12 protein-coding genes are annotated in these 12,506 nt (G+C 55.3%); 2 read left to right on the plus strand and 10 right to left on the minus strand.

What is annotated here, in order from left to right; translation table 11 throughout:
• Window positions 1-151: 151 nt before the first annotated feature.
• From L1D43_RS10475 to L1D43_RS10485, 3 genes are all read right to left on the minus strand, one after another.
• A complete protein-coding gene (locus L1D43_RS10475; protein WP_239851438.1) occupies window positions 152-1,906 on the minus strand; it encodes a phospho-sugar mutase in 1,755 nt (584 codons plus the stop codon).
• 232 nt (window positions 1,907-2,138) lie between these two features.
• Window positions 2,139-3,044, minus strand: a complete 906-nt coding sequence (locus L1D43_RS10480; RefSeq protein ID WP_239851439.1) for a GGDEF domain-containing protein — start codon at window positions 3,042-3,044, stop codon at window positions 2,139-2,141.
• 90 nt (window positions 3,045-3,134) lie between these two features.
• A complete protein-coding gene (locus L1D43_RS10485; protein ID WP_239851441.1) occupies window positions 3,135-4,013 on the minus strand; it encodes a transporter substrate-binding domain-containing protein in 879 nt (292 codons plus the stop codon).
• A 180-nt stretch (window positions 4,014-4,193) separates the two neighbouring features.
• On the opposite strand from L1D43_RS10485, the gene L1D43_RS10490 reads away from it, so the two are divergent.
• Window positions 4,194-5,057, plus strand: coding sequence for an RluA family pseudouridine synthase (locus L1D43_RS10490; protein ID WP_239851443.1), 864 nt, complete (start codon window positions 4,194-4,196; stop codon window positions 5,055-5,057).
• Here L1D43_RS10490 and L1D43_RS10495 read toward each other — a convergent pair.
• The 5 genes from L1D43_RS10495 to L1D43_RS10515 form a co-directional block, all read right to left on the minus strand.
• Entirely contained in the window at window positions 5,047-7,008 is a 1,962-nt protein-coding gene (locus tag L1D43_RS10495) for a monovalent cation:proton antiporter-2 (CPA2) family protein (protein ID WP_239851445.1), read from the minus strand. The two genes, L1D43_RS10490 and L1D43_RS10495, sit on opposite strands and share 11 nt — an antisense overlap.
• Before the next feature lie 5 nt (window positions 7,009-7,013).
• The gene (locus L1D43_RS10500) at window positions 7,014-7,631 is read right to left on the minus strand and encodes an NAD(P)H-dependent oxidoreductase (protein WP_239851446.1); all 618 of its coding nucleotides are present in this window, start codon (window positions 7,629-7,631) and stop codon (window positions 7,014-7,016) included.
• Window positions 7,632-7,842: 211 nt separating this feature from the next.
• Window positions 7,843-8,337 carry a GNAT family N-acetyltransferase gene (locus tag L1D43_RS10505; protein WP_239851447.1) on the minus strand — a complete coding sequence of 165 codons (495 nt, stop codon included), beginning with the start codon at window positions 8,335-8,337 and terminating at the stop codon, window positions 7,843-7,845.
• Window positions 8,330-9,295 (minus strand): homoserine O-succinyltransferase, encoded by a 966-nt coding sequence (metA, locus tag L1D43_RS10510; protein WP_239851448.1) that lies wholly within the window; start codon window positions 9,293-9,295, stop codon window positions 8,330-8,332. Before metA ends, L1D43_RS10505 begins: the two co-directional genes overlap by 8 nt.
• Before the next feature lie 73 nt (window positions 9,296-9,368).
• Complete coding sequence (locus L1D43_RS10515) at window positions 9,369-9,770, minus strand: YbaY family lipoprotein (RefSeq protein ID WP_041509346.1); 402 nt, start codon at window positions 9,768-9,770, stop codon at window positions 9,369-9,371.
• Window positions 9,771-9,888: 118 nt separating this feature from the next.
• Between L1D43_RS10515 and L1D43_RS10520 the strand changes: the two genes are divergently transcribed.
• Window positions 9,889-10,659 (plus strand): SDR family NAD(P)-dependent oxidoreductase, encoded by a 771-nt coding sequence (locus tag L1D43_RS10520; RefSeq protein WP_239851449.1) that lies wholly within the window; start codon window positions 9,889-9,891, stop codon window positions 10,657-10,659.
• A 99-nt stretch (window positions 10,660-10,758) separates the two neighbouring features.
• Here the strand turns inward: L1D43_RS10520 and ompW are convergent, their stop codons facing one another.
• Together ompW and L1D43_RS10530 are read right to left on the minus strand one after the other, a co-directional pair.
• The gene (ompW, locus tag L1D43_RS10525; RefSeq protein WP_160794574.1) at window positions 10,759-11,439 is read right to left on the minus strand and encodes an outer membrane protein OmpW; all 681 of its coding nucleotides are present in this window, start codon (window positions 11,437-11,439) and stop codon (window positions 10,759-10,761) included.
• 589 nt (window positions 11,440-12,028) lie between these two features.
• The gene (locus L1D43_RS10530) at window positions 12,029-12,391 is read right to left on the minus strand and encodes a hypothetical protein (protein ID WP_239851450.1); all 363 of its coding nucleotides are present in this window, start codon (window positions 12,389-12,391) and stop codon (window positions 12,029-12,031) included.
• Window positions 12,392-12,506: the final 115 nt, after the last annotated feature.

The following is a 12,506-nucleotide window of genomic DNA, read 5'->3' on the forward strand; positions in this document are numbered from 1 at the left end:
TAATTGGCCGAATGCGACGCTCAACCCTGAGCGTCTCCCTCATTCGTCAATAAGAGGAGCTTAACGCCCCCCTACTGACAGCCTAGTGTCAGTAGGGGGGCAAGCCGATAAAAACCATTTGGTAGTTACCAGTGAGCCTAAGTAAAGCACCTCATGCCTTCGGCAAGCCCGCTTGATGACGGCTGACGAAATCTTCCATGGTCGCCTCGGCGCGGCGCTGCACCGCATCCATTCCCTCATCCTCGCCAAAGGGCTCGACCACTTCGTAGTAACACTTCACCTTAGGCTCTGTGCCCGATGGGCGTACGATCACCCTGGCATTGCCCTCGAGGCGATAGATGAGCACGTCGCTGCGAGGCAGGTCGATCGTCTCTTCGCGGCCATCGGCAAAACGGCGCACGCCTAGGCTGATATCATCCACAGACACCAGGGCCCTACCGGCAATCTCACTTGGGTTGAGCGCCCTTAGCTGCTCGCCTATGGTAGGCGCACCTGGCTCACCGCTGAGGGCGATACTCACCTGACGGTTGAGATAATAGCCATATTGACGATAGATGCTCTCTAGCCTGTCCCACAGAGTCTCCCCCTTGGCAGCCAGCTCAGCAGTGAGCTGCACGAAGGCGACCAAGGCTGAGAGGCCATCCTTATCCCATACCATGCTGCCGACCGTGTAGCCGAGCGCCTCTTCGTAGGCGAACAGGAAGCGGTTCTCCTGAGTCTGTTTGCTCATGCCCACATTGGTCAGCCATTTAAAGCCTGTGAGTGTGGTCTCGCACTGGGCGCCACACGCCTCACTGATGCGGGTCAGCAGGCTGGAGGAGACGATAGTGCAGCAGAGCAGTCGCTGATCATCACTGGCGTGGGAGAGCAGGTAGTGGCCCAGCAAGACGCCCACCTGATCACCTGTAAGCATTTGGTAGGCCTCGGTGGAGGGCATCTCTGGCCTAGCGCCGGGTTTACGCACCGCTACCGCAAAACGGTCGGCATCGGGGTCGTTGGCACAGGCCAACATGGCACCGTGCCAATGCGCCTCGGCCATCACCAGATCCATGGCGCCTGCCTCTTCGGGATTAGGGAAGTTCACCGTAGGAAAGTCACCATCAGGCTCACGCTGGGCCGCGACCGAATAGACCTGTGTGACCCCGATATCCTTCAGCAGGGTCTCGGCCATCTCTGCGCCGACCCCATGCATGGCGGTATAGGCCAGGCTCACCAACTCGGGACGGGCGGGGCTTTGCAGCACCTCTGCGTTTAACACGCCCTGACGATAGGCCTGATAGTAATCCTCCTCGAGCATTACCAGCTTACCAGTCTCCAGTGCCGTTTCCAGCGGCAACATATCCACCGGCGAGTTGGCCGCCAGCTCAATACGGGCCGCGATGCCAGTATCATGGGGCGGAATGATCTGCGCGCCATTACCCCAGTAAACCTTATAGCCATTGTACTGCGGCGGGTTGTGACTGGCGGTCACCACTATGCCGGCTGCCGCCCCCAGATGCAGAACGCCGAAGGCCACCAGAGGGGTCGGCGCCACCTTGCTGGTAAGAAACACCTTGAAGCCCGCGGCGGTGAGCACGCTGGCGGCATCTTCGGCAAACTGCTTGGAGTCGTGACGGCCATCGTAGCCGATGACAACGCCGCGACTCACTGCATTTTCCACCTGAGCCTTGAGGTATTCGGCGACCCCCTTGGAGGTCTGCTGCACCACCAGACGGTTCATCCGCATGGGACCTGCGCCCACCACGCCGCGAATGCCCGCAGTGCCGAATGTGAGACGTCCGGCGAACCTCGCCGCCAGCTCCTCCTGCGCACCTTGATCTACCAAGGCCTGGATCTCGTCGCGACTCTTGGCGTCGCTGTCGAGACTCAACCAATGTTTAATCCTTGCCTGTATCTGTGTTTGCATAATGCCTCCGCTGCACCTGTTTCCCTTAACAGTATGGCTGCCTGTCGGGCTAAACAAGTAAATTTGCATTAAAGATTCATTATATAAACTATAGAAGAAACACCCGGATGCCCCAATTGAGGTGACCTGTTTCTAGCGCTAATTAGCTATCAAAGAGGGAGCCTCCCCATAGATGGTCGCCAGCGCCAGAATGAGCGCGTCGATAGAGGAGGTAAAACGCCTTACCGAAAGACTAAGGGATATATCTCAGCTGATTCTTACCCTGGTCTTTAGCCTGATACAGGGCCATATCGGCTCGCCTTAAAGTATCTTGGTAAGAGGTATCGCCCGCCTTGATCCCTGTCATCCCCAGGCTGATGGTGGCCAGTAGCCCATCCTCCGCCAGGGCAGATAAGGCGCGATTGAAGCTCTGATGCAGCGCCTCGACCATGGCCATCGCCTGAGTCGGCAGCAGACCGGGCAAGACCACCACAAATTCATCGCCACCGAATCGATAGGCATAGTCGGTTCGGCGAAACTCACTGCGGCAGATCTCGGCAACCGCCAGGATGTTCTCATCCCCCTTTTGGTGCCCTTTCGTGTCGTTGACCTGTTTGAGATTATCAATATCTAACATCAGGATAGTCGTCGGCATCCCCTGCTCGCTGAAGTTATCGAAATGCAGGGCAAAGTCTCGCTCGAGACGGCGACGATTAAACAACCCGGTGAGCTGATCCGTGTCGCTCAGCTCTCTGAGCTTAAGCTCAAGTTCATGACGTTTGGAGATATTGCTGGCGACCCAGAGCACCACCTCCTCGCCGTCGACGCGAAAGTCCAGCGCCTGGATCCGCCCCTCAAACCAGATGGGCTCCACAGGGCCTTCATCGGGGAGCCCCTTCACATCCTTGTTGCTTAGCTCATACTCTTCAATCAGCAGATGGCGGCTCGAAAGGGCCCTGTCTATAGTTTGCAGAAACCAGGCGGCCTTAGCGGGTTTGATCACTTCATGTAGGTAGCTGCCAATCAGCCCGCGACCATCGTGATAATAGCGGGCATCGCTGCCACCGAAGACGGCCACATACTTGCCGCTACAGGACAGAATAAATGCGGGATCCGGCATTGCCTCAAGCACGGCAACCATCTGCTCATTTGCGATCATACCCCCTCCCCATAGAGGCCGTCAGACTAACGCTATTCTCGGCCTTATTTGACGCCAATTTGGCAACAATTGCCAGACAATTCAACATGCTCAATCGAACCATAATGCCGATTCGCTGAGCAAATTCTTACTTGTCTGTGACAAAAATGGATTATCCAAGCGAAAGACTCGCCGCTCGGCGAGCTTGGCCCGGCCAAGCATGCCTTCTGTGATGGCATGATGATAAAAAAGCTCGTCGAAACTGCCATCGAGCAAGGCCGCGCGCAGGCCATATTCGATCCGCTCCGCTAGTGCCGGATTGTCAGGACTGACAAAGAAATAGAGTGGCGCGGGATAGATGACAACGAAGTGGGTGTCGACCATGAGCGCAGGCCTGTCGCTAACCTCATCCCAGGGCTCATGCAGTGCCCGCAGGAAATAATCGAAACGGCGTTTCTCCAGCATGGTCAACAAATTATGGGCCGCGCCGCGAACCAGGGTAAAACCCTGACGCTGCAAAATATCGCTGTCTGGCCAGTCGCTGCCCTGCCCCACAGGGATAGCGCCGAGCTGCTCTATGGTGGTGATATTGGCAAAACGCGCCGCATCCTCTGTACGTATGATGGCGATACGGTGACCCATTAACCCCTTGAGCAGAGGGAAATAAACCGCGCGCAGCTGGCGCTCACGCTCCATGCTGGTCATGGTCCACACCACATCCAGCTTGGCCTGCTCCACCAGCTTGATGGTGCGCCCCTGGGGCATCTCCATCTCCACCGGCAGCAGGCGGTAGTCACCATATTGATCTTGGCTCTTCTCCATCGCCAAGCGCAGCAGGTCGATATAATAACTCTGTTTGGGATCGACAAAATGGGTCGACAGGTTGTAGCGTATCTCTGTCACCTCGGCCCGTGCAGCCATGCTGATAAAAAGGGTAATGCACAGGCTGATGAGCAATGTCATCCACCTCATCAGGCTAAATTGCCGCATCTTGCTCCTCCCTGATGCCACCTTGCTTGAGGCTTGAGTATAGCAGCCAAGGGGCGGTCAACTATGATGAGATTAATTCCCTTGCCGATAAGCAGCTGCCGACGACAAGGAGACAAAATAGTGTAAACTGGCGTGGTTTTTCACCCGAGCGCTCTCCAATGCGCAAATGATGAGTTCAGCATGCCTCTAGACCCCAAACTACACCCAGTCGAACATCACCTCAAGGTCAGCCAGACGCAGAATGACTCCTGCACCCTATTGGCCGAGGCGAGTGCTCTCTCCAAGCAGGAGATCAAGCAGGCGATGGCCAAGGGGGCGGTGTGGCTCACCCGAGGCAAATACACCCAACGACTGCGCCGGGCCAAGAAGCCGTTAAAGATCGGGGATCAACTCCACCTCTACTACAACCCCAAGGTGCTGGCCCAGCAGGTGGAAGATGCCCAGCTTATTCTGGATAAGGGCGAATACAGCATCTGGTATAAGCCCTACGCCATGTTGTGTCAGGGCTCCAAATGGAGCGATCACACCACCATCAACCGCTACGTGGAGACTCACCTCACACCCCAGCGCCCCGCCTTTATCATACATCGACTGGACAGGGCCGCTACCGGCCTGGTGATCATTGGCCATAGCAAGACCACCACGGCGGCGCTGGCGGCGCAATTTGAGCAGCACCAGCTGGACAAACAGTACCGGGTGATCGTTAAGGGCAAGTTTCCCAAGCAAACTCAGACCATAGACACCCAGGTGGATGGCAAGGCGGCCCGCTCCCACGCCAGCTTAGTGGCGTATGATGGCACGCTGGATATGTCCCTGGTCCAGGTCAAGATAGAGACCGGCCGCAAGCATCAGATCCGCATCCATATGGCCAGCATTGGCTTTCCCGTGGTGGGCGACAGACAACATGGCGATGCGCAAGAAAGCGATCCTAACCTGCAGCTCACCGCCTGCTTCCTGGATTTCACCTGCCCCCTAGACAAGCAGCCTGTGCATGTCGAGCTGCCAGAGGCGCTGCAGCCGAGTCTTTCCGCCCTTAAGGCTTAATCTCTTCTTCTGGCGGGCGTAACGGCAGCGGCTCCTCGCCATCGAGCAACTCGTCATACCCCTTGGGCGGCGGCGTCCAGCCCCGCTCGCTCATGGCATACTTGTCGTTGCGATCCCGCGCCATGGCGGCCTTGATGGTCTCCTCCAGCTCGATAAACAGCTTGCGATAGTTGTTATCGAACCGCTCGCCACTGCTGTCATCTTTCCAGGCGCCATAGAGCGTGTCGGAGCTGCGCTTCTCTATACGCTTGAAGGTGTTCTTCTGCTGCTCCACATGGAAGGGATGAAATCCCAAACACTTCATGGCATCGGCGCCCAGCTCCAGCGCCGACAACAGGGTCTCCTTCTGGATAAAGTCGGCGCCGGCGTCTCGCAGCAGATAGGCATGACCGCGGTCGAACGCCCGGGCGAGCACCTTCACCTTGGGGTAGGTGTGCTTCACATACTTCACCAGCTCCACCGCACTGTCTCGGTTATCCATGGCGACCACCAACAAGGCAGCCTCCTCTATCCCCGCCGTATGCAGCAGATCCGGGCGGGTCGCATCGCCAAAATAGCTCTTCACATTGATGCGGCGCAGCATATCCACCTGGCTAATCTGATGGTCCAGCACGACCGTCTTGATACCGTTGGCGCTGAGCAGGCGATTGACCACCTGACCAAAACGGCCGACACCGGCGATGATCACGCTGCCGTGCTCGTCGATGTTATCAGCCTCGCGCTCGGCCTCGCTGGTGCAATATCTCGGCTCTATCACACGTTCAAACAGGATAAATAGGCCGGGAGTCAGCATCATACTCAGGGCGACCACCAGTGAGAGCAGCTGTGCCAGCTCACCCGGCAATACATGGTTTTGCACGGTGAAACTGAGCAGCACGAAACCAAACTCCCCGGCCTGGGCCAGGCTCAGGGCAAACAGCCAACGGTCACTCTGCCCTATCTTAAACACAGGGGTGAGCAGCAAGAGTACCAGGGCCTTCAGCACTATGATCCCCAGGGTTAGCCCCAGGATCAGGCCGAGATCCTGCAACAGAATGCCGAAGTCTATGCCGGCACCGACGGTGATAAAGAAGAGCCCCAGCAGCAGCCCCTTGAAGGGATCGATATTGGACTCCAGCTCGTGGCGAAACTCACTGTTGGCCAGCACCACGCCCGCGAGAAAGGTGCCCAGGGCTGGTGACAGCCCCACCAGGCTCATCAGCGCCGCGATGCCGATCACCAACATCAGGGCGGTGGCAGTAAAGATCTCCCTCACCCCGGATGAGGCCACGAAACGAAACAGGGGGCGGCTCAGGTAGTGACCACCAACGACTAATATGCCGATGGCCGCCACCATCACCATGGCATAGGCCCAGGGCGGCAGGTCGGCAACCAGGCTCATCTCCTCATGCTGCGCCGCCATCTGGGTGGCCGCCTGCTGCGCCTGTTCCACCAGTTCGGGCAGGGCCAGCAGCGGAATAAAGGCCAGCATGGGGATCACAGCAATATCCTGAAACAGCAGCACCGAGAAGGCGTTGCGGCCACCATCGGTGCGACTGAGCCCCTTCTCATTAAAGGTCTGTAGCACGATCGCCGTCGACGACAGGGCGAAGATAAGGCCTATGGTGAAGGCGATACTCCACTGCTGGCCGAAATAGAGGGCGATGGCCGCCACCGCGCCCGTGGTCAGCAGTAACTGCAGCCCGCCCAACCCCAGCAGGCGGTGGCGCATGGCCCATAACATCTTAGGCTCCAGCTCCAACCCCACCACAAACAGCATCATCACCACACCAAACTCGGCGAAGTGCTGAATGACCGAGGTCTCCTCGCCCACCAGGCCGATCACCGGCCCTATCACCACCCCGGCGATCAGGTAGCCAAGCACCGAACCCAGGCCAAAGCGCCTCGCCAGGGGCACGGCGATCACCGCGGCAACCAGATAGATAAAGGCTTGCAGGAAATAATTGGTCATAGCGCTTACCCCGTGATGATCTGATCAAGATGGCCGTTTAACTTCTCAAGCCTGGCGGCCAGACGGCGATTGAGCTTGCCCGCCACCAGTGCGGTGAGCAGCTCGCGCCACTCCTCGAGGTGCAGCGCCATCAGTCCATCCTCGACGGCGGTGCGGGCGCCAAACAGGGCGAACGGCGGCAGATAGCGCATGCCGGTGAGGCTGGCGGTCTGCTCAAGGGGCGCCAGGAGTTGTCTCAGGGTGAAATGATTATAGCCCTCTGCCTGATAGGCCTCCTCCTTGCCCCCTGCCGTGATGGCACAGAAGAAGCGTTTCCCCTTGAGCGCATTGCCATCTGTGCCATAGGCAAAGCCATATTCCAGCACCAAGTCTTGCCACTCCTTTAGGATGGCGGGCGTGGAATACCAGTAGAGGGGAAATTGAAATATCACCACATCGTGGGCCAACAGACGCTGCTGTTCACGCTCGATGTCGATATCAAATTCGGGATACTCGCCATAGAGATCCACCGCGGTCACGCCGGGTATTGTCTTGGCCAGTTCAAACAGGGGCAGATTAACTTCGGATCTATGTTGGGAGGGATGTGCTAATAACAGGAGTACGGCTTGCTGTTGCTCTGACATGAGGATCCATTCTCTAAGGTGATGCGTCTGGCGAACACCGGGCGCTTGGTTTAGGAGCCGTTGAGCCTCGATGAAGGTATCAACTGTCCTCACTAAAATAGCGCCTAAGACCTTGTTTTTCAAGCGCTGTCACCTAAGGTTCTGGCAATTTACCCTCTATGTCAATTGCGCGCCCAGACTAGGCCGTGCGGTAGAGATGAAGCTCAGCCCCTTAATCCTCATAGCTGTCGATTCGCACCATGCCCGCCTTCTCCAGCACCCGGATGGACGCGACATTTTCCTTCATCGCCTCGGCGTATACCCAGTTTATGCCTAAGGTCTCCCTGGCGTAATGCAAACAGGCGGTAACGGCCTCGGTGGCCAGCCCCTTGCCCCAATACTCGGGCAACATGCGATAGCCTATGTCCACCCCACCCTGACCACGATTGAGCAGCGGCTCATACTTGATGCCGCAAAAGCCAATGAGCTCGTCGTCCTGCTTGTTGACTAAGGCGTAGCGAGCAAAACCATGTTCGCGGTATCCGGCGAGCCAGTAGCTTTCTATGACGCCCCTGGCATCGTCCAGGCTCTTGATCGCATCCTCATCGCCGGTATAGCGCACCACCTCAGGATTTGAGGAGAAACGATACACGGCCTCGGCATCCTCCATCACAAACTGACGCATGGTGAGCCTTGGTGTCTCGATAAGCGCGGCAGGCTTAGTCATCGTCTTGCCCATCCTTATACTCATGCTCCCAGGGCGTGATGGCGCTCATATCATGGAGATCATAGGGGGTCAGCTGGTAGACATAGTAATTCAGCCAGTTGCTGACCAGCAGGCTGCCGTGACCATGCCAGCGGGCGACGGGCGCCTGGCTGGGATCATCACAGCGAAAATAGTTCTTAGGTATCGTAGGGTTAAGCCCTTCTGCCAGATCCCGCTGATACTCATCCCCCAGGGTCGATTTTTGATATTCCGGATGGCCCATCACAAACAGATTGCGGTTGTTGCGGCTCAACACCAGGTAGGCGCCGGCCTCATCGGACTCGGCCAAGACCTGCAGCTCCTTGTGGGCCTTGAGATCCTCGACATTCATCTCGGCGAAGCGGGAATGAGGCGCGAAGAACTCATCATCAAACCCCCGCAGCAGGGGAAAATGTTTATGAGTGCGCTGGTGATTAAACACGCCAGATCGCTTGGCCGAGAGCAGCTTTCGCTGCAAACCGTAGAGGTGGTACAGGGCCGCGTGGGCTGCCCAGCAGAGAAACAGCACTGAGGTCACATGTTGTTGGGACCAGTCGATGATCTCGCGTATATGATCCCAATAGGTCACCTCTTCGAACTCTATCTGTCCCAGGGGCGCGCCGGTGATGATAAGACCATCGTAATTCTTATGGCGCACAGCCTCGAAATCACGATAGAAATTGTTCATATGGTCGATAGAGGTGTGCTTGGACGCCTTATCGTGAATGCGCAGCAGATCCACATCCACCTGCAAGGGGGTATTACCCAAGAGGCGCAGCAGCTGAGTCTCAGTCTCTATCTTGTTTGGCATCAGGTTGAGGATCAGTACCTTCATGGGTCTGATATCCTGATTGGCCGCCCGGGTCTCGGACATGACAAAGATATTTTCTGATTCGAGAATTTCCGCCGCTGGCAGATTATCGGGAATTTTTACCGGCATACCGCGCCTCTTTCGACCTGGTTAACAGAGCCCCACAATAGGCTAGATGTCGCAAGCGGCGCGGTGTATCGCCTTAACCGCCGACGCGCTGTACTAGCACAGAGATAGGCGCACTATCGCCTAAATCTATGGGGTAAGATTGAGTATTGATAAACATCAGTTTGCCATCCAGGCTTATCTTGGCGCCCACGCTATAGGTATGGCCCGCCTCGAACTGATCCCTTGGGATGACAAAGGTAAAGGGCGCCGGCGTGGTCACATCATCACGCTCGAAGGCCGCCAACACCACGGCAGGCGCGTCCATCAATGACACGTCCTGGATCTGCACCGACAGCACAGCCTCTGGTGGTAAGGCGATTCGCTCCTTAAACCAAACCTCCCCCTGGATCTCCACGCTGGCATTTGGGGTTGCACAAGCCGTCATCAGGCCCGCACTCATCGCCACTGCCGCTAGGGGTTTCAACCATCTGTTCATACTCTTGCTCCTAATCATACATCAAGACTTCTGGATGTCCATATGTCTATACTATAAATCTTGTTCTCTATCAGAGATCTTCATATCATAGGCGAACCATTTGTTGAGAAATAGCCTCATGTCTCAAGCTACAGCCATAATTGTGGGCGCCAGCTCACTCGTTAGCCGTGAAATTGCCAAACAACTTGCCCAGCAAGGCGTGGAACTGGCACTTCTAGCACAAGATACCGAATCCCTTACCGAATTTGCCCAGTCTCTGCCCACCCAAGTCAGCCTGCATGAGCTGGCGATCGAGAGCCCGAGGGAAATCATCACCACACTGGAGAGCGTCTGGCAACAACTTGGCGGTGCCCATCTGTTGATCGTCAATACCGGCCTCAATGGCTACGACGCCTCGCTCCCCTGGCCACTGGAACAGGACATCATTACCGTCAATGTGCAGGGCTATAGCGCCATATGCAATACGGCATTCAGACTATTTGTCGATCAGGGCTATGGCCAGCTCGCGGCCATCAACTCCATCGCCGGACTAAGGGGCGGCCCAAGTGTGGCCTATCATGCCTCCAAGGCCTACGCCAGCAGCTACCTCGAAGGACTGAGCATGCATGCCCAGCGCCTCAAGCTGCCGATCACCATTAGCGATCTTCAGCTTGGTCTGCTTGACAAGGCGGCCATGCAGCAGAGCCGTCTCTGGCTATCACCGCCCCATGAGGTAGCGCGCCAGGCACTCAAGGCGATGCAGAAGGGCAAGCGACGTGCCTATATCACCAAGCGTTGGCGCCTGGTGGCCTGGTTAACCAAGTGTCTACCGGAATTTATCTACAACACACGCCACTGGCGCACCAAGGAAGAGCGCAAGGCGGCAAAAGCTGCCAAGAAAGCGCAGTAGTAAGGCGCACTAGTAAAGCCCTAATCACGAGCGAGGGCGAATAGAAACGCACAAAAAAAGGAGCCAACTGGCTCCTTTTTCTATTCCTAATCCAGAGGATTAGAAGGTGTAGCCAACGCTCACCATGTAAACCCAAGGGTTGATATCTGTTTCGATAGTCACAGGCACAGTTGTCGCAGTACCTGCATTGTCGAAGGTATAGTTAAACTTGGCGTCAGTGCTAATTTGCGCATACCAAACTGAGGCGTTAACCAACCAGTTCTTGTTCACCTGATAGTCGATACCCACTTGCGCCGCCACACCCCAAGAGTTTGACAGACTTAGATCCGATAGGCGTCCGCCTGCATCATTAGTGATCTCATTATCGAAGAAGTTAGTGAAGTTCACACCGGCACCGATATATGGACGTAACTTAGAATCGGCCGAACCGAAGTAGTACTGAGCCACTAAGGTAGGTGGCAGGTGCTTGGTCTCAGCCACTTTACCAACACCTTTTAGCGAAATGTCATGGCTAAAGGGGGTCGCGGCCAACAGTTCAATACCAAAGTTGTCGGTCAGCATGTAACCGAAGTTCAGGCCTAATTGCGTATTACTGCTAACAGAAAACTCACCTAGGTTACCTAGGTCAGGTGTAACGACATCCTGGCTAGATTCATTTGGCGCAACGGTAACAGCACCGGCGCGAACGATGATGTCACCAGCTTGGTGTGCAGAAGCGGCAAATCCAGTAGACAGTAGGGCGGCAGCGATCAGACCTGAAACGATAGTTTTTTTCATCATACTACTCCATTAATACAACAGTTAACGTTGTTTTTATTATCAAAATCCTTACATTTGCGCGTATCCTGCCAGATGAATACCTAAAAGTTCTTGATCCAAATCAACAAGCCAGAACAATACCTCTTTTTGCGTAGCTATGCGCGACCCAGATCACACAAAATAAACAAATATTGATAATACCCCTTTATTTTCCGTGACGCATATCCGCATCGATCACTTGTTGATCAACCGAGCGGAACTCAGATAAATTCAGAAGTTAACAAACAAGCAACATCCCCAAAGACCCTGTAATTCGGCGCGGTTGTTAACCATTCTGATAGATTGAAAACAGCGATGAAAGCCCGCTGAGAGAAAGAGATGCCTGGGCGTTTGCTCATCTTTGCAGCAACGCCTAAGCAGATAAATGGGTATGGATGGAGCTATCAGCTAATGTCGGCAACTCACCGCCCCCTCAACAATGCAGGCAAATGGCATGGCAGTGGGCGAGCGGCTGGGGGGGGAGCTGAGAATATGGCTTTGGTTTTAGTTTTAGTTTTGGCGAGCGTCGTGGTGCTAGCCTGAGGCGGCGAATGCTCCAGCTAGACTCCTACTATGCCCCTATCGTTAATAGGCCGGACGCGAGACTCAGCATTGCGAGACTAATCAGAGCCAGGCTGGCAACTAGCGGGTCTTGGCCTTCTTGGTGCTGCCAGCTTCTATCCTTAAAGGCATTGTGTGGCTCGTCGCTGCTTCGACAGGCCGAACGCCAGCCATCATGTTCCCTATTGGAATTGTTGGTACTGGTATTGATCTTGTTGGTATTGATATTGGTATTGATATTGTTGCTATTGATCTTGTTAGTGTGGGTATTAAGCTGACGCTTGAACTCAGCTTCTCGATGAGATGAGAACGAGCCAGGGGTGTCGGCACCGGGCAGACTGCCGATGAGATGATGACTGCCGATAAACTGCATCTGTTCTTCCTTGATTTGTTATTATTATCAACCCACCCTATTGGATAAAATATATTAAATCAAGATTCAGGCGATGACACTTGACTAAAATTTACTCAAGTTGCCTATTCTTAAA

The sequence above is a fragment of the Shewanella sp. Isolate8 genome, assembly GCF_022398495.1.
Lineage (GTDB): Bacteria > Pseudomonadota > Gammaproteobacteria > Enterobacterales > Shewanellaceae > Shewanella > Shewanella aquimarina.